General features: G+C 49.4%; 18 protein-coding genes. 12 read left to right on the top strand and 6 right to left on the bottom strand.

Annotated features, from left to right (window positions below; genetic code table 11):
- The first annotated feature begins 3 nt into the window (after positions 1-3).
- The 8 genes from ACR9Y8_RS30905 (at position 4) to ACR9Y8_RS30870 (ending at position 10,623) form a co-directional block, all read left to right on the top strand.
- Positions 4-1,845, top strand: a complete 1,842-nt coding sequence (locus tag ACR9Y8_RS30905; protein WP_481217167.1) for a class I mannose-6-phosphate isomerase — start codon at positions 4-6, stop codon at positions 1,843-1,845.
- Entirely contained in the window at positions 1,793-3,103 is a 1,311-nt protein-coding gene (locus tag ACR9Y8_RS30900) for an MFS transporter (RefSeq protein ID WP_481217166.1), read from the top strand. The genes ACR9Y8_RS30905 and ACR9Y8_RS30900 overlap by 53 nt, the downstream gene beginning before the upstream one ends.
- A 2-nt stretch (positions 3,104-3,105) precedes the next feature.
- On the top strand, positions 3,106-3,957 hold the full coding sequence (locus tag ACR9Y8_RS30895; RefSeq protein WP_481217165.1) for an ROK family protein: 852 nt from the start codon (positions 3,106-3,108) through the stop codon (positions 3,955-3,957).
- 32 nt (positions 3,958-3,989) lie between these two features.
- Positions 3,990-4,574 (top strand): Crp/Fnr family transcriptional regulator, encoded by a 585-nt coding sequence (locus ACR9Y8_RS30890; RefSeq protein WP_481217164.1) that lies wholly within the window; start codon positions 3,990-3,992, stop codon positions 4,572-4,574.
- Between the two features lie 69 nt (positions 4,575-4,643).
- Positions 4,644-5,618: a quinone oxidoreductase family protein gene (locus ACR9Y8_RS30885; RefSeq protein WP_481217163.1), complete on the top strand. Its 975-nt coding sequence runs from the start codon at positions 4,644-4,646 to the stop codon at positions 5,616-5,618.
- A gap of 445 nt (positions 5,619-6,063) precedes the next feature.
- Positions 6,064-7,884, top strand: coding sequence for a glycoside hydrolase family 2 protein (locus tag ACR9Y8_RS30880; RefSeq protein WP_481217162.1), 1,821 nt, complete (start codon positions 6,064-6,066; stop codon positions 7,882-7,884).
- A gap of 463 nt (positions 7,885-8,347) precedes the next feature.
- Positions 8,348-9,709 carry a DEAD/DEAH box helicase gene (locus tag ACR9Y8_RS30875; RefSeq protein ID WP_481217161.1) on the top strand — a complete coding sequence of 454 codons (1,362 nt, stop codon included), beginning with the start codon at positions 8,348-8,350 and terminating at the stop codon, positions 9,707-9,709.
- Positions 9,710-9,828: 119 nt separating this feature from the next.
- Entirely contained in the window at positions 9,829-10,623 is a 795-nt protein-coding gene (locus ACR9Y8_RS30870; protein WP_481217160.1) for a PhzF family phenazine biosynthesis protein, read from the top strand.
- Here ACR9Y8_RS30870 and ACR9Y8_RS30865 read toward each other — a convergent pair.
- The 4 genes from ACR9Y8_RS30865 to namA all read right to left on the bottom strand — a co-directional run bounded on the left by ACR9Y8_RS30865 (position 10,620) and on the right by namA (position 13,767).
- Positions 10,620-11,894 carry an RNA polymerase sigma factor gene (locus ACR9Y8_RS30865; RefSeq protein WP_481217159.1) on the bottom strand — a complete coding sequence of 425 codons (1,275 nt, stop codon included), beginning with the start codon at positions 11,892-11,894 and terminating at the stop codon, positions 10,620-10,622. The genes ACR9Y8_RS30870 and ACR9Y8_RS30865 overlap by 4 nt on opposite strands.
- A 4-nt stretch (positions 11,895-11,898) precedes the next feature.
- Complete coding sequence (locus tag ACR9Y8_RS30860) at positions 11,899-12,240, bottom strand: YciI family protein (protein WP_481217158.1); 342 nt, start codon at positions 12,238-12,240, stop codon at positions 11,899-11,901.
- Positions 12,241-12,267: 27 nt separating this feature from the next.
- Positions 12,268-12,612 (bottom strand): YciI family protein, encoded by a 345-nt coding sequence (locus ACR9Y8_RS30855; RefSeq protein WP_481217157.1) that lies wholly within the window; start codon positions 12,610-12,612, stop codon positions 12,268-12,270.
- A gap of 90 nt (positions 12,613-12,702) precedes the next feature.
- Entirely contained in the window at positions 12,703-13,767 is a 1,065-nt protein-coding gene (gene namA / locus ACR9Y8_RS30850; protein ID WP_481217156.1) for an NADPH dehydrogenase NamA, read from the bottom strand.
- Between namA and ACR9Y8_RS30845 the strand changes: the two genes are divergently transcribed.
- Positions 13,768-14,163: a hypothetical protein gene (locus tag ACR9Y8_RS30845; protein ID WP_481217155.1), complete on the top strand. Its 396-nt coding sequence runs from the start codon at positions 13,768-13,770 to the stop codon at positions 14,161-14,163. It begins immediately after the preceding gene.
- A gap of 12 nt (positions 14,164-14,175) precedes the next feature.
- Here the strand turns inward: ACR9Y8_RS30845 and ACR9Y8_RS30840 are convergent, their stop codons facing one another.
- Both ACR9Y8_RS30840 and ACR9Y8_RS30835 read right to left on the bottom strand, forming a co-directional pair.
- On the bottom strand, positions 14,176-14,703 hold the full coding sequence (locus ACR9Y8_RS30840; protein ID WP_481217154.1) for a hypothetical protein: 528 nt from the start codon (positions 14,701-14,703) through the stop codon (positions 14,176-14,178).
- A gap of 47 nt (positions 14,704-14,750) precedes the next feature.
- Positions 14,751-15,131, bottom strand: a complete 381-nt coding sequence (locus ACR9Y8_RS30835; RefSeq protein WP_481217153.1) for a hypothetical protein — start codon at positions 15,129-15,131, stop codon at positions 14,751-14,753.
- 126 nt (positions 15,132-15,257) lie between these two features.
- Between ACR9Y8_RS30835 and ACR9Y8_RS30830 the strand changes: the two genes are divergently transcribed.
- Genes ACR9Y8_RS30830 through ACR9Y8_RS30820 form a run of 3 tightly spaced genes read left to right on the top strand, consistent with a single transcriptional unit; the run spans position 15,258 to position 22,043 of the window.
- Positions 15,258-16,373 carry a glycoside hydrolase family 25 protein gene (locus ACR9Y8_RS30830; RefSeq protein ID WP_481217152.1) on the top strand — a complete coding sequence of 372 codons (1,116 nt, stop codon included), beginning with the start codon at positions 15,258-15,260 and terminating at the stop codon, positions 16,371-16,373.
- Positions 16,355-18,217: a caspase family protein gene (locus tag ACR9Y8_RS30825; protein WP_481217151.1), complete on the top strand. Its 1,863-nt coding sequence runs from the start codon at positions 16,355-16,357 to the stop codon at positions 18,215-18,217. The genes ACR9Y8_RS30830 and ACR9Y8_RS30825 overlap by 19 nt, the downstream gene beginning before the upstream one ends.
- A 7-nt stretch (positions 18,218-18,224) precedes the next feature.
- Complete coding sequence (locus ACR9Y8_RS30820) at positions 18,225-22,043, top strand: caspase family protein (protein ID WP_481217150.1); 3,819 nt, start codon at positions 18,225-18,227, stop codon at positions 22,041-22,043.
- The last annotated feature ends 3 nt before the right edge of the window (positions 22,044-22,046 follow it).

Here is a 22,046-nt window from a genome sequence, read left to right as displayed (position 1 = left end):
AGAATGAACGAAAACAAGACAGCAACCATGGCCTGGCGACAATCTACCCAGCCTGTAATGCCCGCGCGGCGCAGTACCCAGCGACCTGTAGGATACGACCTCTATCCCGCACATGCGCTCGGCGAGGGAAAGATCCATGCCGGGCATGCAACACTGGCAGACTGGATCGCCACACAGCAGATAGTATTAATAGACGGATTCGCCGGCATCTTCTGGGACACCCTGCACGAAGCCCTGGACACGGAACTGCAAAACCGCGGCCTGCGCATCAGCTGGCATTTCATGCAGGACGCACAAAAAGATCCGGGCATTATACAAGCGCTGGTGGCTCCCTTCATTGGAAAAGAAGGCGAAGTATGGGGCACGAAAACAAGCCTTGGCATCACGGATTTCTTCGAGGCGGATAAACTGTCACCCCAGCTGGATACCAATGCAGACGTCAATATTATCATCGGTACCGGCGCAGCGCTTACCCATTCTGAAGCGCCCCTTATCTATATTGACATTCCCAAGAATGAACTGCAATACCGTATGCGCGCGGGAGCTGTCGCCAATTTCGGTGCGGTATCTGCCATCGCTGCGGATGAAATGTATAAACGCGCCTACTTTGTGGACTGGGTAGTGCTGAATGAATACAAACGCAACCTGCTTAACCGGATCGATATCATGGTAGACGGCCAGCGGCCTGACACGCCCACCTGGATGTTCCTCCAGGATCTGCAGCAGGGTATTGACCGCCTCAGCCGTTCCCCCTTTCGCGTGCGTCCCTGGTTTGAACCGGGCGCCTGGGGCGGGCAATGGCTGAAGCAACACATTCCGCAGCTGAACAGGAACGTCGTGAACTATGCCTGGTCTTTTGAGCTGATCGTTCCGGAGAACGGGGTGGTGTTTGAAAGCGATGGCTACCTGCTGGAGATCCCTTTTGAGTGGATGATGTACTATCGTCATGCCGCTATCCTGGGCCGCCATGCCGCCATCTTCCGCTATGAGTTTCCTATCCGCTTTGATTTCCTGGACACCTTTGACGGCGGGAATCTTTCTATTCAGTGCCATCCCACTTTTTCTTATATCCGGGAGCATTTCGGCGAAACCTTTACCCAGGATGAAACGTATTATATCCTGGACTGTAAGGAGGACGCGGCGGTGTACCTTGGCCTGCAGGAAGGCATCGATGCAATGAACTTTAAACAAGCGCTGGAAGAGAGCCAGGATCATAACAAAGCGGTAGACATTGAACAATATGTACAACGGCTACCGGCCCATCAGCATGACCTTTTCCTGATCCCGAACGGTACTGTGCACAGCGCCGGCGCTAACAACCTGGTGTTGGAGATCAGCGCGACGCCGTATATTTTTACTTTCAAGATGTACGACTGGCTGCGGCTTGGACTGGACGGCAAGCCGCGGGCCATCAACATTGCGCACGCCTTCAACAACCTGGATCTTAGCAGGCAGGGAGCAGTAGCCAGAGAGCAGTTAATATCCACGCCCCGCGTCATTGAGCAGGGGCCAGACTGGCAGATCGTTCACCTTCCTACCCATGCCGCTCATTTTTATGATGTACACCGCCTGGAATTTGATAACGAAATAAGCATTCATACAGACAATTGCTGCCTGGTGCTGATGTTGGTGGAAGGCGCTTCCATCACGGTAAGCACGGCAAACGAAACCACGACTGTTTATCATTATGCAGAAACCTTTGTAATACCTGCCGGAACAGGCGCCTGCCGTATAAAGAACCAGGGCAGTTCGCGGGCGAAGTTGATCAAAGCTTTCTTAAAACAGGAACATTATGTTTTCAGCAACATCACATCCGGCCGCCATGGAAACGCTGTCCAACAATAAGCTGGCGTACATCACCTTCATTGCTTCGCTGGGCGGTTTCCTCTTCGGCTTCGACATGGCCGTGGTATCCGGCGTGCTGCCATTTGTACAACAGCAGTTCGGCTTATCTGCTGCGCAGGAAGGCTGGTTTGTGTCTTCTGCGCTGGCCGGCTGTATTGCAGGCGTGCTATTCGCCAGTGAGTTCACCGATCGCCTGGGCAGAAAGAAGCTGTTGCTCCTGGCAGCATTGCTGTTCCTGCTGACGGCGCTCGGCTGCATTGTGCTACCGACCTTCTCTTTACTGATTGCCGCCCGTATACTGGGCGGTATGGCGGTAGGCGTTGCATCCAGCGTGGTACCGCTCTACCTGTCGGAGATTGCGCCTGACAGCAAAAGAGGGCGCCTGGTTACTTTTTATCAGCTGGCAGTGACCATCGGGATCTTTGTTGCTTACCTGAGCAATGCGCTTTTGTTACAATACGGATCAGGCTTCCTATCTGGCCTGGACCTATGGAGAAAGATGTTCGGCGTAGGTATGTTGCCTGCCCTGCTCTTTCTGCTGGGGCTTACGGGCATTCCTGAAAGTCCGCGCTGGCTGAAGCAGCGACAGGTACAGTCCACCGCTGCTGCAGGCACTTATCGTCAACTATGGGCGCCGGCTTTACGCAGGGCTTTGCTGATAGGCATCCTGTTGCCATTGTTCTCGCAGTTCAGCGGGATCAATGCCATCATCTATTACGGGCCTACGATCCTGCACAATTCCGGTATTACCCTTAGTAATTCTTTACTGAGCCAGCTGTTTTTCGGGGCGGCCAATGTGCTTTTCACGCTGATCGCTATCTGGAAAGTAGATAGTCTGGGCAGGCGTCCTTTGTATCTCTGGGGCACGGCGGGAGCGGCCCTCAGCCTGATCTTCACCGGGGTCTGTTTTTACACCGGGGCTACCCAGGGCTTGTACCTGCTGTTTTGCGTACTGGCATTCCTGGCCTTCTTTGCTTTCTCTATTGGCCCGCTGAAGTTCGTGATCGCTGCGGAGATCTTCCCTGATCATATCCGTGCAAAGGCTTTGTCTTTCAGCATCATGGTGATGTGGGTGGCAGATACGATCGTGGGACAGCTAACGCCGATGCTCTTACATTCATTTGGCACGGCGCAGACCTTCTGGTTCTTTGCCTTGTTCTGCGTGCTGGCATTTATTACGGTATACCGGCTGATCCCGGAAACAAAGGGACAATCTTTTGAACAGATCCAGGCACACTGGAACAATATAACACACTAAGTATGAGCAATGCTATTGTTTTGGGGGTAGACATTGGTGGATCGCACATCACCACCGCGCTGATAGATCAGCAGAACGGCGCGCTGCTGCCCGGTTCCTGGCATCGTGAACGGATCAACTCACGTGCGGGGGCAGATGAGATCATCCGCAGCTGGAGCAGGGTAATGAAGCAAAGCCTGGAGGCCGCGCCGGGTGTCTATCGTGCCGGTATTGCCATGCCGGGCCCTTTTGATTATGAAGCCGGTGTGTCGCTCATCAAAGGACTGCATAAGTATGACTCCCTGTATGGGCTCAACGTAAAACACCTGCTGGCAGACCAGCTGCATACGGAAGCGCAGTATATACATATGGCCAATGATGCGCAATGCTTTTTGCAGGGCGAGCTGCTGAGCGGGGCAGCAAAAGGCTACCAGGACATCACCGGTTTAACCCTGGGCACGGGCTTTGGGGCGGCCATTGCGGAGAAGGGCATTGCCAGGGAATGCCGGTATTTTGAAATGCCTTTCCTGGAATCTACAGCGGAGGAGTATTTCTCTTCCCGGTGGTTCATTAAACGATACAAGGAATTGACCGGTAAGCAGCTGGCCAATGTAAAAGAGATTGCAGCCGACGTAAAAGATACGCCGGACGCCATGCTTATATTCCACGAATTCGGGTCCAACCTGGCCTTGTTCCTTTCGGAGCTTCGCCCGGTACCAAAGGTGGTCTTGCTGGGCGGTAATATTGCGCATACCTATGCGCTGTTCAGTCCTGCTTTACAGGATAAGCTGAATGAATACGGCCTGCAGATCACCTTTGTTTTATCTGCATTGGATGAAAGGGCGACTTTGTTCGGTGCGGCAGGCATAGCGTAATTATGGTTATCTTCGGGTAATTGTGATATGCTATGTTCTTCCATTTCCGGAATAAATTTCCTCAACTAAACGCCTATTGGGATAAATACCTGCCTTTTCAAAAGCGGCTGGAAGCGCCTGCAAAGACGGTGCTGCTGGAGGAAGGGAAAAAGTCGCAGCACTATATCTTCATAGAGCAAGGCTGTGTACGTGCCTATTTTGATAAGGACGGTGAAGATAAAACCATGCAGTTCTTTTTCGAGAACGAAGGGCTCAGCTCTTTTGACAGCTTTGTGAACAATGTTCCCAGTCCAATTACGATCGAAACCATTGAGCCTTCCGTGCTCTATCTGCTACCTAAACGCTACGTGATGCAATTGCTCAATGAATTAAGCACAGAGCCGGGCTTTGCGGAGATGGTACTGCAGATGACGGCCCAGCGGCAGGTTCATTATATCAATGAATTTGTATCCTTTATCCGCGACACGCCGGAAGAACGTTATCAGCGCCTGCTGAAAGAACGGCCCCATATTATCAAACGCGTGCCCCAGCACTATGTCGCCTCCTACCTGGGCGTCAGCAAAGTGCACCTCAGTCGTATTAAAAGTAAGCTCGCCAAAGGAAAAACGCGTTTCTGAACTTGATAACATATGTTATCGTCCCCTGGCTGCTGCCTGTTCTAATTTTGTGTCAACAAAAAAAAAGAAATGAAAGCAGCAGTAATGTATCAGCCAGGCGAATTGCCTCAATATGTAGAAGTTCCTGAGCCGGTTGCCCGGAATGGCAACGAGCTATTAGTAAGCGTGAAAGCCGCGGCCGTGAAACACCTGGACAGAGGCAGGGCCTCCGGTAAACACTATTCATCGGGTTCCGATGCCAAAGAGCAGGGCCGTGTGATTGGCGGCGACGGTGTTTGTTTATTGCCGGATGGCACCCGGGTATACGCCATCGGCGTCAGCGGCATGCTGGCAGAAAAAGCCACTATTGAAAAAGATCGCTTTGTTCCGATTCCGGATGGGCTGGATGATGTTACCGCAGCCGCATTGCCCAATGCCGTTATTGGCGGAGCGATGGCCCTTAAATTCAAAGCAGATATACAGGCGGGCGATGTAGTGCTGATAAACGGCGCAACGGGTGTTACCGGCCGGATAACGGTGCAGCTGGCCAAATACTACGGGGCAGGGAAAGTGATTGTCACGGGTAGAAATACAGCATCACTGGAAGCACTGCGGGCACTGGGCGCGGATGAGATCATCAATATCTCACAGGATGAGGAGGCTTTTAAAGCGCAGCTGACAGCCATACATACGAATACTCCCTTTGATGTCATCATTGATTACCTCTGGGGACATACGGCAGAAATGATCCTGGCGAGTTTAAAAGGTAATGGTTCCTTTACTAATCGCGTCAGATATGTATCCGTAGGTAGCATGGCCGGGGAACTGATCACATTGTCCGCCGCCAATCTCAGAAGCGTTGACCTGCAGCTAAGCGGTTCCGGGATGGGCGCCTGGTCAAAGCAACAGGTAAGACAATTGCTCAGTGAAATATTACCGGAGATGTTTGCATTGGCGGCTGCTGGCAAGCTTACTATAGAAACGGTAGCGGTCAAACTGGAGGATATCGGGGCGTTGTGGAATATGGAAGTACCGGGTGGGCAAAGGCTGGTGGTCACGATTTAATTAGCGGGTATGATAGCAGCGTTGTTAATTGCCGCATGGTCGTTTATTGTGCTGGTGGTGCGAAAGGTACGCAGGAAGCAATGAACAGGAAGGAGCCTGTTCATTGCCTGCCAGTGTATCCCCTCCATGTTACCATTGGTTGCCGACGTTCACCTCGCCGGCAGGGATTAAAAAACGGGCCTTGGCTGGCGTGACCGCCCGGCGCCGCCCCATCAAAGCCCTGCCGTCCACCCGCCCTCGTACGCCCCATCTTCTTCCTCACAGCCAGGCGCAGCCCGTTTTTAATCCCTCCGGCACTGGCCCCAAAACCGCCTTCTAAACCGTCCCTTACCAACTACTGCGCTCCATCCCCCACAAGTGTAAAACTTACGCTTTATTCCCCCAAAATTCCCTATTTTACCCCCTTAGCATCATTCACGTTCATTTTTTTAAATCTATTTTCACAATGCCACGTAAAACACTCATCGTCCTTTTTTCACTCGTCGTCCATTCCACATTCATCACGAGCGCCTCGGCGCAAACACTCAAAACCCGCTGGGCCTCCAAAGTATCTTCCACTGCTCCACTGCCGGAATACCCACGGCCGCAGCTGGAAAGAAGCCAATGGCTCAACTTGAACGGCCCCTGGCAATACGCCATCCTGCCAAAGTCACAGGAAACCGCTCCTGCTTCCTTCGCCGGCAATATCCTGGTGCCTTACGCGGTAGAATCTGCCCTCTCCGGCGTGCAGAAAACCGTTGGTAAAGACAGTATCCTTTGGTACAAACGCACTTTTACCGTACCTGCTAATTACAAGAATAAGAACATCCTCCTGCACTTCGGCGCGGTAGACTGGCAAACCGATGTATATATCAACGGTAAACACGCCGGCACCCACCAGGGCGGTTATGATCCTTTTACTTTCAACATCACCTCCCTGCTGAAGAAATCCGGCACGCAGGAAATCGTTGTAAAAGTATGGGACCCTTCCGATCAGGGCCCTCAGCCCCGCGGTAAACAGATCATCAAGCCGCACGGCATCTGGTATACGCCCGTTACCGGTATCTGGCAAACCGTATGGTTAGAGCCTGTAGCACCTACGTATATCGCCTCCCTGAAGCCCGTGCCTGACATCGATAAACAATCCCTCCAGCTGGCGGTGAACACCGAAAACCTCCAGCCTGGCGACCAGGTAAAGATCACTGCCCTTGACGGCGCGCAGCAGGTGGCAGAACAAACGCTGGACAATGCCGCTGCCGCCACTCTGAACATCGCCAACGCGAAATTGTGGTCGCCCTCCTCTCCTTCCCTGTATAAGCTGAAGGTGTCTATTCTCCGCAAAGGCAAGGTAATAGACGAGGTAAAAAGCTATTTCGCCATGCGCAAGATCTCCATGGCGCCTGATCAGCAAGGCACCCAGCGGATGCTGCTGAACAACAATTTCGTGTTCCAATTCGGTCCGCTGGACCAGGGCTGGTGGCCTGACGGGCTTTATACCGCCCCTACCGACGAAGCCCTGCGTTTCGACATCGAAAAGACCAAAGAACTGGGCTTTAACATGATCCGCAAACACGTGAAAGTGGAACCTGCCCGCTGGTATTATTATGCAGACTCCCTGGGCATTCTCGTATGGCAGGACATGCCCAGCGGCGACCTGGGTAACAGGTGGGATAACCGTCCAGGGATATATGGCCGCGCTACAGATAAAGACCGTACACCGGAATCTGAAAAGATCTACCGTAGCGAATGGAAAGCGATCATGGACGCCGTTAATTTCTTCCCCTCTATCGTGGTATGGGTGCCGTTCAACGAAGCCTGGGGCCAGTTTAAAACAGAAGAGATCACCAAATGGACCATGGAATATGATCCCTCCCGCCTGGTGAACAGCGCCAGCGGCGGTAACTTCTATCCCGTTGGGCATATCATAGATCTGCATAACTACCCCGATCCTGCTATGCCAGACGAGAAGATCTTCGGCGCTAAACAAGTGGTGGTGCTGGGCGAGTTCGGCGGCCTTGGACTGCCCCTCGACGGCCATACCTGGCAGCAGAAAGATAACTGGGGCTATCAGAGCTTTAAAAATGCAGACGAACTGTTTAAAGTATACAGCGGCTTCTGTGAGCGGCTGAAAGATCTCATTCAACACGGGCTTTCAGCAGCCGTTTATACGCAGACCACCGATGTGGAAATGGAAGTGAACGGCCTGATGACCTACGACCGCGAGATTATCAAAGTACCGGCGGAAAAGATCAGCGCAGCCAACAAGGCAGTTATCAGCAGTAAATAAAATTAGTTTGAGGTTTGAAGTCTGAGGTTTGAGGTTCGTTAAAAGTTAGAGGTCTAGATCAGGTATGCAGGGCCAAACTACTTGTTTCAGATGAACTTCAAACGTCAAACTTCAAACCTCAGACTTTTAAAAAAATTGTTCCGCCTGAAAAGGCGGAACGTTTCATCCCTCAAATATATAGACACTTCCCCGGCTAGGAACCAGGGTTGTGACCGGAATCTTTAGGTCCATTGTAAGGTCTGCTATAAATTTCCGCATAATATCCGGATGTCTTGGTAGACTTTCGGATCAATTTTTTGAGAAAAGAGTGGAAAATCGGGTCAGAAATGCCGGCGGATAATAGCTAAAATTTGGCTAAACGGCAAATTTCAGGTATCTTCACTGGATTTTAATAGTATTTTAACTATACCCGTGGGACAACAGAAAAACCTCAGGTAAATTTCTTAATAAAGATTAACGAACATTGAACTTTCACGAATTTGGATTTGACGACGATCTGCTGGACGGCATTTATGCCATGGGCTATGAAAAAGCCACTCCTGTACAGGAACAGGTAATACCACCCATCATTGCAGGCAGGGACATTATTGCATCGGCGCAAACAGGTACCGGTAAAACCGCCGCATTCCTGCTGCCCGTGCTTCACAACCTGCTTACACAACCCCGTGATGAAAAGAGTATCAACGCAATGGTGATCGTGCCTACACGCGAACTGGCCGTCCAGATCGCACAAACGCTCGAAGGCCTTACCTACTACACCTCCATCAGCTCTATAGCCGTATATGGCGGCACCGGCGGCGCTTCCTTCGCCGCAGAGAAAAAGGCGCTGGCTACCGGCGTGGATATCGTTATCTGCACCCCCGGCCGCATGATCGCCCACCTCAACATGGGCTATGTGAACGTAAAGCAACTGAAATACCTGGTGCTGGACGAAGCAGACCGCATGCTGGACATGGGCTTCTTTGACGATATCATCAAGATCATCTCTTACCTGCCCAAAGAAAGGCAGAACCTGATGTTCTCCGCCACCATGCCGCCTAAAATAAAGCAGCTGGCGCTCCGCATCCTGCAGGAGCCGGTAGGTATCTCCATCGCCCTGAACAAGGCGCCGGAGAAGATCGTACAGAAAGCCTTCCTGGTGCATGAGCAGCAAAAGGCGCCATTGATCAAGCATGTGCTTTCACATCAGCAGTTTGAAAGCGTGATCATCTTCTGCTCCAGTAAACAGAATGTAAAACAGCTGTACGCAGAGCTGAAGCAGGCGAAGTTCTCCACAGAGCTGATCCACTCCGACCTGGAACAGGAAAAGCGCGAACAGGCCTTGCTGGACTTCAAGAACAAAAAGCTGAAGATACTGGTAGCTACGGACATCCTGAGCCGGGGTATCGATATCGAAGATATTAACCTGGTCATTAATTACGACGTACCTAAGGATGCGGAAGACTACATTCACCGCATTGGCCGTACGGCCCGCGCCGCCTCAGACGGTACCGCCTATACGTTTGTAAGTGGCAAGGAACTGGGCCGCTTTGCACGTATAGAAAGAACATTGGGAAAACAGGTGCCCCGCGGCGAAGTGCCGGAACAATTCGGTCCTGCCCCCACATCCCATGCAAGGCCCGAAGGAAGGCCGGGCAGGAATAACAACGGTAAGCCTCGGCGCAATGGTCATGGTAAACCAGGTGGCGGTAACGGCAGACCGGGTGGCAACGGAAGGCCTGACGGGAATAGTAATGCCCACGCTAATGGTAACGGCGCTCCACAGGGCCAGCGGAAACCGAAGAAGAAACCATCAAATAATTACAACAATAATAAAAGCAGTTAGCAATACACTAACTGCTTTTTGTTTTTACCCCATCTGATCTCTGCAAAAAACTCAAATCTGCACTGGTAACAGTATCTATGCCTGCACTAACTTTACGGCAGACAGCACAAACAAATACTATGCAACCAAAACAAAAGATCTACCAGGTAGACGCCTTTGCAGCAAAAATGTTCACCGGCAACCCGGCCGCTGTATGTCCCTTTACAAGCTGGCCGGATGAGCAGCTGATGCAAAACATTGCCACAGAAAACAACCTGGCGGAAACCGCCTTCTACGTAAAAAAGGAGAACGGATACGAGATCCGCTGGTTTACACCCGCCGCAGAGGTAGATCTTTGCGGGCATGCTACCCTGGCGGCAGCCTATGTGCTGTTCAATCGCGAAGGGCACCAGGGAGACCGCATCGATTTTCATTCCCCCCGCAGCGGCCCGCTTACCGTTACCAAACGCGGTGAGCTGCTCACCCTCAACTTCCCTACCGATGTTTTTGAACCGGTAGCACTATCGGATGAATTGCTGGCAGGCTTTAATTTAAAGCCCCTGGAAGCGTACAAAGGCAAAACAGATTACATGCTGGTCTTTGAAAAAGAAAGCGATATCCGGGCGATCGTACCAGGCTTTCCTGAGATCGCCAGGCTGCAGGCCCGTGGCGTGATCGTGACGGCTAAAGGAGATCAGGCAGATTTCGTTTCCCGCTTCTTTGCGCCGGCCGTAGCGGTGGATGAAGACCCTGTTACCGGTTCTGCGCATACCACCCTTATTCCTTACTGGGCCAAAAAACTGGGGAAGAATGAACTGACCGCTATGCAGCTGTCTAAGCGCACCGGCCAGCTGCAATGCAGGTACCTGGGTGACCGCGTAGAAATAGGCGGCTATGGGCAACTGTATATGGAAGGGGAAATCGTATTTGCTTAAAGCACATGGATCTTATTGCGTAGTATCCGCCGCTCTGTTTCTGATTGTGTTTGGGTGATCGCCGTTTCAAAATACTGTTTTGCTGCTGCAGGAAGTCCCAGCCTTGCATAGAGCTCTCCCAGCAAGCTATTGTAGAGGTAGAAGGATGTGAGCTTCGGAAGATCGCTTATTTGCTCTAATTCCTTCAGTGCTGCTGCCGGCCCGTATACCTGCATAACAACAACCGCCCTGTTTAATTCCGTTACCGCAGACGGCGCCATTTCGCAGAGATAATCATAATATTCCAGGATCCGTTCCCAGTTTGTCTGCGCGTAGCTATCCGCCGTGCAATGTTCATAGGCGATGGCTGCTTCGAGGTGATAGCGGCTGATCACATTGCCAAATGCTGCGCGCTCCATATAGGCGTTCCCGGAAGCGATCAGCTGCCGGTCCCACTTGCGGCGGTCCTGGTCTGGCAGCAGAATGATCTCCCCGCTGGTGGTGAGCCGGCTTTCCGTACGGGACGCATGGAAACACATCAGCGCCATTAAAGCAAAGGCGCCCGGTGTTTGCGTATAGTCATTCTCGGTAAGCAGGCGGCAAAGCAACATCGCTTCTTCCATCACATCCCTGCGGATCAGGTCTTCTGAATGCGTGGAGTTATATCCTTCGTTGAACAGCAGGTAGATGGCATTTAGTACCGCTTCTGTACGGTGCTGTATATCGGCAATGGAGGGGATCTCCAGTTTGATCCTGTTCTCGCGGAAGCATTCTTTTGTACGGTACAGTCTTTTGGAAATAGTGTCCTCTGAAGTAAGAAATGCTTTTGCGATCTCCGCGGTGCTAAAGCCACAAAGGGTTTTCAGGATGATGGTCACCTGGTTCTCTTCAGACACCCCGGGATGGCAGCAGGCGAACATCATACGCAGCATATCATCTTTTACAGGGGCTTCCTGCCAGAAATGGTCCATAGTTGCACTGAGGGAGTAGTTGGAAGTAAGTAAAACGCGTTCATCGTCGCTGAAATCAAATTGTACGGAATGCTTATTCCGCCGGATAATATCAATGGCCTTGTTCTTGGCCACGCGGAACAGCCAGGCGGAAGGGTTGTCTGGAATGCCTTTGTCGGCCCAGGACTGCATGGCATGCAGGAGGGTGTCCTGCACTACGTCTTCGGCAGTTTCCAGGTTCTCTGCGCCGAAGATCTTTGTGAGCACAGCCACCATCTTTCCCGCCTCGCGACGGAAAAGATGGTCTGTAAGCTGGTTGATATGATCAGGTGAAATGGCCAATGGATCAATTATTAGGTGCTACTTCGCGGATTTCCATCACCCCTTCGTATTCAAAAATGGGGTTGTCTTTGGCGATCGCTACGGCTTCTTCCAGGCTTCCTGCCCTGACGGTGACAATACCATTCACGATCTTTTCGTCTTCTGTCAAAGGCCCTTCACTTAGCAGCTGTTGCTTTCCACTCATCACTGCTCCGTTGCGTTGCAGGCGCACTACGCCATTCAGCTGGCCATTGCCGGCGATCTGCCCTATCCACTCCTTGGAGCGGAGCAGGATCTGCTGCAGCTCTTCCGGCGAGGCTTGCAGGAAGCGTGGCCCTACCCTGAATAATAACACGTAATCTTTCATGCTACCGGTTTTTAGGGTAAGACCATATCAGGAGGCAATTTCCCTGATCTCTGTACTAACGTCATCGTGCTCAAAGATAGGGCATCCTTTAGCGAGGCTAATGGCCTGATCAAGATCCGCTGCTTTGATAACGAGATAACCGGCAACAATCTCTTTGCCTTCGGCGAAGGGGCCATCGGTCAGCTGCGCTGCTTTACGGCCTTTCAGTACAGCCCCGGTGCCGCCGCCTACCAGTCGCTGGCCCTGCGGAACATGGCCGCTTTTCATCAGGCCTTCCATCCATGCCCTCCAGTTGTCGGAAATAGGCTGTCCGGGTTGAGAGGTGGGCACATACTGTGGTCCTCCGCGGAATAATAACAGATAGTCTTTCACTTTGTTAAGTTTTAGTGTTAATTAATTGCTTGTACACTTAAATGACGAATGAAAGAACAGGAATTTGGACATGCGTAATAAAATATTTTGCTAAGGTTTTGCTCTTTCATATTGCAGTGGCCAGTTGATCTTTTCTTTGAGCTCCTGTGCGGCCTGCAAAGGGAAATAAGGATTACGCAGAATTTCCCTTGCCATGAAGATCATATCTGCGTCACCGTTAACCAGGATGGTCTCTGCCTGTATAGCGTTGGTGATCATCCCCACGGTGCCGGTAAGTATCCCGGTCTCTTTCCTGATCCTGGAAGCGAAAGGCAGCTGGTATGCCGGTCCTACAGAGATATGCTGATGTTCTGAGAGGCCACCGCTGGATACATCCAGCAGGTCTACGCCTCTATCTTTTAACAGACGTGCCAGTTGTACCGACTCATCCAAATTCCAGCCGCCTGTTACCCAGTCTGTAGCGGAGATCCTGACAAAGAGCGGCAGTTCATCCGGCCAGACGGCTCTTACGCTGCCTATGATCTCGAGGAGCAAGCGGATACGGTTCTCAAAGCTACCGCCATAATTATCTGTACGATGATTGCTTAAGGGCGACAGGAACTGATGCACTAAATAGCCATGGGCCGCATGCAGCTCTATCACTTTAAACCCGGCCTGTAAGGCTCTTTTAGCGGCCGCTGTGAAGTCTGCAATTACTTTGCGGATACCATCGCTGTCCAGCGCTACGGGTGTAGGATACGTTTCAGAAAACGGTATCGCGGAGGGGGCAAAGGTGGTCCATCCGCCATGTGCTGCTTCCACTTTTCCGCGGCCTTTCCAGGGCACATTGGTGCTGGCCTTACGGCCGGCATGAGCCAGTTGTATACCTGGTATGCAGTGCTGTGCAGCGATGAACGAGGTGATCTGTAAGAGTTTATCAATATGCTCATCTTTCCAGATGCCAAGGTCATGCGGCGAAATCCTGCCTTCCGGCGATACTGCAGCGGCTTCGGTAATGATCAGGCCTGCGCCACCTGTTGCGCGTGTGCCCAGGTGAACCAGGTGCCAGTCGTTGGCAAAGCCATCGGTTGAAGAATACTGGCACATGGGAGATACCGTGATCCTGTTTTTGAATTGGACAGTCTTTATGGTAAGTGAAGAAAATAGTTGTGACATATGTTTCCGTTAAATGAACCTGCTGTTAAAGTAAATTTTTTTCGTCAAAATGCGCAACGTATAAAAATCTTCACTAACTTTGAAATACAAAGTGCTTTTAAAACTATGATTACACAAAACAAAAGGCTTATCGGCATCGTGCTCACCGTAGTGCTGATATTGCTGATCCCTTTGATTGCTATGCAGTTCACCAGTGAAGTAGACTGGTCTCCGTTTGATTTCCTGGTGATGGGTATCTTGTTGCTCGGTACCGGGCTTGCCTGTGAGCTTGTATTGAGAAAGGTGAAAAAGACAGCTTACAGAGTGGCGATTGTTGCGGGGATACTGGTGGCTTTACTGCTTATATGGGCAGAATTGGCGGTGGGTATTTTTGGGACGCCGTTTGCGGGCAGTTGAGAAAATTAATTCTTATTTGGCAATGAGTAAGCCGGTGACGAGGCCCAGCGCAACTCCGCCTAAACCGAACTTCAATGCATTGGCATTCCTTCTGCGCGCTTCTTTCTTCAGCTGTTCCTGGGTTTCGTCCAGCAATTTCTTTGTATTCTCAAGGCTCGCTGTAACTTTCTCCAAACGCCCGGAAGCATCTTTTAACCTGTTATCTGTTTGATCCAGGAATTTAAGGTTGCTGCTAACAAGCGAATCAAATTCCGCTTTGAGCTGCTGATAATAATTTTGCCTGATGTTCAGCAAGCTGTCTTTCTGGTGAATAATAGACATAAAAGAAAGCACGATCTCTTCACCGGAATTAGAGTCTAATCCCGGGCTTTCGTAAGACTGACGGTAAAGGGCAAAAGTGCGCTTATTGAGTAGATAGGCCGTATCATACAAGATAACGGCGTGATCGTTACGCTTCAGCGTATAAACGCGGAGCCCGGTACTGTCGCTGTAGATCTTTGCGGCTTGTTGTGCTGAAGCGGCAAAGCCGGACAAAAACATGATGGTGCAAGATATTGTCCTCAGTATATGCATATATTTCATGATGGTCAGGGAACTATTTCTATTACAGGTCGTGTTTTCTTCCGGAGTGTTTCAAGGGAATCCAGTTTATGCTTTAACTTTTCCCACTCAGCATCTATCCGCTTTTGCACGCCTGCTTCTTCCTGCTCCTTCTTTGTGTTGATGGTAGCCACACGGGTTTGCGTGTTCTGAACTGTATTTCTGAAGACGTTAAGGTCTGACCTTACACTGTCAATCCCGTTCTTTGCCGCAGCAACCTCCTTCATGGCGGCTTCAATCTGGCGCTGTGATAATTCTATATTCTTTTGGATCTCCTTCAGCTGGCTTTTTCCCATCCAGATCAGGATAACATTCAAAATAGTAACGGCCAGTACAACGATGATAATAATGCGTGGTGTTCTCTCCATTTAGGGGTCGTTAGTTAGCCAGGTAAAAGGGATTCATGTTATACACTGGATAAAAATAATGTTTTTTATATTCAAAATGATTTATTTTTGTTTGCATATCATTTCAGCCAAAATATATTCTATACCATGAAGCTAAGAGCAACCCCAGGCATAATAGTTTGCCTTTTCATTGTTTTGAAGGGACATTTGGCGGCAGGCCAGGAAGCGGGAGACACAACAGGTAAAAAAGATTGCTGTGATAAAGATGCGCAGACGTTTTTGTATTATGCCCTCTTAGGCCCCGAAAACATTAAAAAGGATACGATTTTCCTGGAAAAAAATGTTTATATCTACAAAAACAAAGTCAATAAGCAGTTATTCTTCAAGAAAAAAGACCAACCGCCTTTTCATATTCCGGCCTCTGCCTATAATGATCTCAGCGATTATATTTTCACGAATTTCCTGCCCACCGATGCTTATAAGATCCTGGAGCGTATGGCATCTATGAACGGACTGCTCAAAAATGCACGCCTGGGAATGGATATTGCCAGCCACCAATCCGGTGTACCTATCAACTGGACAAAGGTGAAGAAGGATACGGTGAACGCTCCAATACGCTTCGTGTTCATTCGTTCTACACTCGGCTATAACAATAACTTCGATCCAAAGCTGGAAGAACATTATAAAGCCGCCACCAGCAATGGCTACACAGTAGGCTTCTATCACAATTTTGTATTGAACAAAACCCGGCGCCAGGATTTTGTTCAGCATGCAAAAGACCAGGCCCATAAATTTGTGGAAGCGTACAAGAACAGGAATATCCCTGTTAAACCCATACTGGATATTGAAGTACATCCCACCTACGCCGTAGTGGAAAAACAATTTACACCGGCAGAAGTACGTGAGGCTACAAAAGCCTTCGTAGACATCGTAGAAAAAGAACTGAAAACAGATCTGATCATCTATACTTTTGAAAGCTTTTATAATACCTATCTTAAAGGATACTACGACAACCGGTATGTGTGGATAGCGCGCTATCCCCATACCCCGGAATTCGGCGACCGCCAGATGTACCCCGGCGCTAAAAATCCTTACCTGGGCATTTCTTACGATTTCGATAAAGAAGAATTCAACTATACACTGAAGAACAGGTCCATTGGCTGGCAATTCTCTGAAAGTGGACAGGTAGACGGTATCTCTAACAAGGTAGATCTGAACATCATCCTCGAAAAAGATTATCCGAAATGGTTACGCGGACAATAAGCTGGACCTGGATACTATTGTTCCTTTCGGTCCCCTTATTTGCGCAAAAGTTTACCAATCATGCGCTGATCATAGGTGTGGATAGCTATAAAGTGCTGTCCTCGCCATCACAGCTGGCAACGAATATAGACAGCGTGATCAGTTATGTAAACCAAAGCCCCTTTCATTTCCAAACAAAGATACTTCGCAATAATGCGGTATCACCAGCCGCGGTGAAGGAGGCATTCCGGAAATTGCCCCTTAATGAAGGAGATCATGTATTCATATACATGACAGGACACGGCGAGCAGGTTAAAGATCTGAACGGCGACGAAAAAGACCATTACGACGAAGCATTTGTTTGCCACGACGCTTCGCTTAAAGATGCCAAGGCGGACCATTCCAATATTTTGTTGCTGGATGATGAGCTGGACCTCTTATTGACAGACCTCCGGGAAAGAGCAGGTACAAGCGGCCAGGTGTTTATGGTAGTAGAATGCTGTCACTCTGCCACCATCAATAAAAATGGGCACGAATTGCCATTCCGTGACTATAGCCGGGAGTGGCAGGCGGCTTTTCTGAGCGAAAAAGGCGAACCCGCCGTACCAAAAGCGCCGCTGATCGTATTTTCGTCTTCCCGCGCCTCTAACGAAACAGCCACCGCATCCAACTATACACAGCGTTTCCTTACCACCCTCAACAAATTTCAATCGGGCTGCTATGCAGACCTTTTCTACCAATTTTACCTGCAACAGCGGAAGAATGAGCTGAACTATTCCGTTTCCGAGCAGACAGTCAATGTATATGCGGATTATGCAGATTACCTGCGCCTGGGAGTATTTACGGACTCCGTTTATCCCTACCGGGAACCTACGAGGGTGATCAATGTGGATGACGGCTACCCGGTGACGCCTTTGCTTGAGATCAACAAAGGATTGTACCAGGGCCTTACCAACGGATCTGTAGTAGAGATCAGCACTGGAGAGCAGCAGGTATGGAAGGGAAAAGTATCGCAGGTACAAAGCAGTACGGCCTGGGTGCAGCTGGATGCAGGCGTTGTGGCACCTGATCGGGAGAAACTATGGGAGATGGACGTTAAAATAGCTTATTATAACTTCGAGGATACCCTTTTCCTTGCTATTGATAAAAATCTGCCGAAAAAGTTATATAACGATATTAGCAGCATCGTTAAAAATGCCAGTTTCGCCAAGATCAACAAAGACACACAAAACGGCTATACCTTTTCTTACGTGGATGGGAAAGGTCTGTTCCTGAGAAGGAATAAGGATGGGAAAGCCCTGTTTCCTGTAACAGATATCCAGGCTGCCATCCTGAAATTGCAGATCAGCCGGTTTATCCGGCAGATAAGATCAACAGCTGCAAACGGTATCACCTTAAAGGTGATCCGTCAAAAGGATACGCTCACCGAGCGGCAAATGAGTTTACTGAGAAGAGGTGATCAACTCTACCTCTATGTGCATCCGGAGCAATTGAAGAGATCCACGTTTTACTGCCTGCTGCAGATGGAAGACGAATTCATCAAGCAGCTGGTGCCTGTAAATTTCCAGATCAATGACGGGGAATGTAAACTAAGCGCCGGAGAACAGTCAGACATCCTGATCGGCGAAGTAAAGGTAGGCAGCCTGGATGGCCAGTTCACCCTCGTTGCCAGCGAAAATCCCATAGATCTGCGGGAAGTGCTCTTTGATCCGGTTAACACCAAAAGCCGCGGTCTTGTGCAACACAGCTTCAACGATATAGAGTCACTGGTAAATACTTTGTTCCTGAACAGGAATGGCCAGCAGCACTTATATAACCCCGATCAGATCCAGGTGCACAACCTTGTGTACCGGATCTGCCAATAACCTGACGATGATGAGATTATGCTTATTACTGATAGGGATACTACAGCCGCTCTTTACAGCCGCGCAGATCAATTTTGTGCTTACGCATGAGAAGGTGCTGCCGCATGCGGATGCTACACTCTGGGATATCAGTGAAGACGAGCGCTATGTGCTGATGAGCGAAGAACGGGAAAGCCGGCCCGGTTATCTTGACAACCTGAAGGAAGAGAGCAGGAATTTTCTCTTCGTATATGACCTGTACCACGAAGAACCGGTAATTACTATCTCATCAAAAAGCCCATACGAGCTGGCCGGCGCCAAATTTAATAATGCATCAGACAAATTACTCCTTTATTACGAACCGGGCGGGCCAGCCAGCTCTCTGACAAAAACACGGCTACCTTACCAGCTTAGCATAAGCAATGGAAAATTAACTGTATCCACCTATCCCCTGCCGGTTGATGGAAATAAAGAGATCTCGGCATTCAGGATCTTCAGGAACTTGCTGATGGTGGAAGCGGGAAAGCGGTTCTATGACGAAGAGAAAACGATGTATGTGATGGACGTCAACACGCTGCAGCCGGTAAAAGACCTTTCAGAAGCCATCACAAAAGCGTTCAGAAAGGCATACAGATCTTACTGCCTGGTAGATGATGATAGAAAGACGGCATATGTAATACTGGGGCATGAACCGGAAAAGACTGGTACCAAATGCGAGATCATACAGTTCGGCTACTATAACAATGGCTGGAAAAAGAAATACACCAGTGAATTAACGACCTGGGATGACGCTATATTCGGTGGCAGGCCCGAGCCCCTTAATGGAGGAGATGCCGAGTATTACCTGACGAATGGCGGCATGCATATTATCACACTTTCTTACGGCGGATGGGGCTGGCCTTTTAAACTCAATAGAAATGATGGAGATGTGCAATTGAATGTATTCAACACAGCCACACGAAAATCAGACCGGCACGTATTCAGCGGGAAAAGCATAGGGCGCCAGGTAGATTCCCTGGTTGCAGCGCTTGGCGGATTGAATATGGACAATATCAGGCAGGGATATAGCTGCGGCAACTCCGGCTATAGCGGAAATTACCCCTTGGAAGTCTATGGTTTTAATGGCGATTCGCTGACTGCCTACAAAAAGGAAACAGAACGGATAGCGCTGGAAGACTTTACAGGAAATACCTTTACAAGAAAGAATAATATAGCCGTTGTTGGCAATCTTCTTGTGAATTTTAAAGAAGGTACAGCTACCCTGTTAAATCTCGCCCCTGCGCTGCGCGATGGTTCACACGAAACATCAAAAACACTTGACAGCTTCGAATCCTACGAGCTGATACGGGAATCACCCTTCAACATTGCGATACCGGCAATAAAATTCAGATTTAAAGACAGACTGGCCTGCAAGGATAAACCAGATCAGAAAGAAGAACTGTCTGAACTACATTTCTCACTCGATGACGAACGAATAGACAGCGGATGGAGGAACTGTAACACAAACAAGGCTTTTCTTGCACTAAAAGGACATGTACATGAAATACAGACAGATATTTTGCAGGATACAGTCATGCGGAGATTTGGAATAAAAGCAGGTGATGCACAACACAACATCGAGGAAATTTCATTCCGATCAATCAACTACCCGGATGTTTATATTAAGACCTACGATAATAAGCGCATCTCCCTCAGTCTTGCCTGGAATATGGAGCATAATACGGTCAGCAGGCTATATCACTATACCAGGAATGGATATGATGATATCTGGAGGAAGACCAGGGAAAGCGACTCCATCAGTATCTTCTGGGATATGCAGGAAGCAGTAAAAACCGATCCTGTATGGTCTACCGTGGAGCGCAGCACTACACTAAAGTTGTTTTCCTACAGCTATCAAAACGGACGTATATCCTTGCTTGATACCCTGCAGATAGGAGAAGGAGATCTGAAAGTCAATATGCTCGGAGATGCCTACGAATTTTATGAAGACCTGGGCCTGGCAGTTTTCGTATTCCGGCACCGCAACCGGCAGCGGGTGGTCGCATATGATGTAAGTGAACGAAAAAGAGTGATGGATGCTAACATTGCAAATTATGGTGACAATGATCTTAGTAAACAGCTACAACCGCTCATTCAGTATATTTTACAGCACAAGCCTTCCGCAAACAAAAACATTATTGACTGTCCCCTTTTCTCGACCCTGATCTATTCGCCGTTCTTAAACGGTGAGGCATGCAGGATAGACAAAAAAGAAAAACTGGTCACCCTTGCAACTGACCGGCAGATCTACTTTTTTAACATTGAAGGGGATGCCGTACATAAACTCAACAACTACAATTTTGAAGGGCTCCTCAACAAAATTGATTACGACAGACAGTTGCTCACAACATTGACGTCCGGGCAGGACAAGATCTATAGTGTATATAACCTGTTTTCCGGCAAGCTGCTGTTCACCGCAGACTTTGATGAACAAAAGGTACACTTTGAAGACACCAGCGGTCATTTTGCTGAGTTGTATAACATCAATAACGAAAGCCCCTCTACCAGCGACATGTTGCTTAACCGGCCCGATCTTCTGCTTTCTGCCATGAACAACAAGGATGAAAAGACCGGCTTTCTTTATGACCGGGTAGTAAAACTCCGGCAGTCCAAACTGAACAAAACAGCCATTGACGCAACAAGCCGGCCACAGGTGTACATTCTGAGCAGTAGCGGCATGAAGAAGCTTTATACATCCACTAATATCCTGAAACTAAAGATCAGGGCAGCCGACAGTTTGCATGCTATCAAAAAATACAATGTATGGATGAATGGAGTACCGATCTATGGGATCTCGGGCAAACCCCTCACGCTGCAGCAGAACGAACAGGAGCTGGACATACAGTTGGCTGAAGGCAGGAATATGGTACAGCTCGAAGTAATGAACAAAAGCAATGTATGGAGCAAAAGGGCGAGTTATCTTTGCTACTATGCCCCTGACAAACAAGCGCCCAGCCATATTTACTTTATCGGCATCGGCATGTCTGAATACCGGGATACTACAAAAATGCTCCATGCCAGCGCCGAGGATATCCGCGACGTGATCACCACATTCCTTTCACAAACCAAAGGATTCGTCGTTACAGATACGCTGATCAATACCCGCCTGCCTTTCAGGCAGCAATTAGCAGGTATCAAACAAAAGCTCATGCAAACGGGTATTAACGACAAAGTGATACTGATGCTGAGCGGGCATGGCCTGTTGTCCAGCGACAAGCTTACCTGGAATTTTGCAGGATATTATACGGACTTCAACCATCCGGATACCAGCACTACACTCACCTATGATGATATAGAAGGCCTTTTTGAAGGCATTCCGGCCCGTAATCGCCTCATCATGATCGATGCATGCCATGCGGGGCAATCTTATTTTGAGTATACCAGTGCCTCTCCTTTTGCGCAGGCGGATAATTATGCAGCAGATAAAACGAAGAAAGACGGCGGAGAACCTGATATATACAAAGACCTGCCATTCAATTTTGTAAGCGGCTTCTCCAGCTTTACACCGGCAGGCCGCTTTGCCCATATAGACTATGAGGCCTTTAAATTGATCACGGAAGCTTTTCCTGACTACAACCAGAACGGTTCGGTGGTGCTGACGGCGTCCCGCGGGGAACAAGCTGCCAAAGAAGGAGAAGATAATGGCCTGTTCACCCGTTCTTTTCTTAAAATATTCAATGCCAGCGCTCCGGGCACCTTAACCATCTCCCGGCTGATCGCTGAACTGCAAAAGGAATTTGCCGGTATGGAAGGACAGAAGCCATCCATTAAAGCTTTCAATCCCGCGGCAAACTGGCTACTGAAATAAACC

Source organism: Chitinophaga sp. SVR4-12A, assembly GCF_056754765.1.
The sequence above is the reverse complement of the archived record's forward strand: the minus strand, read 5'-3'. Positions and strand labels throughout refer to the sequence as shown.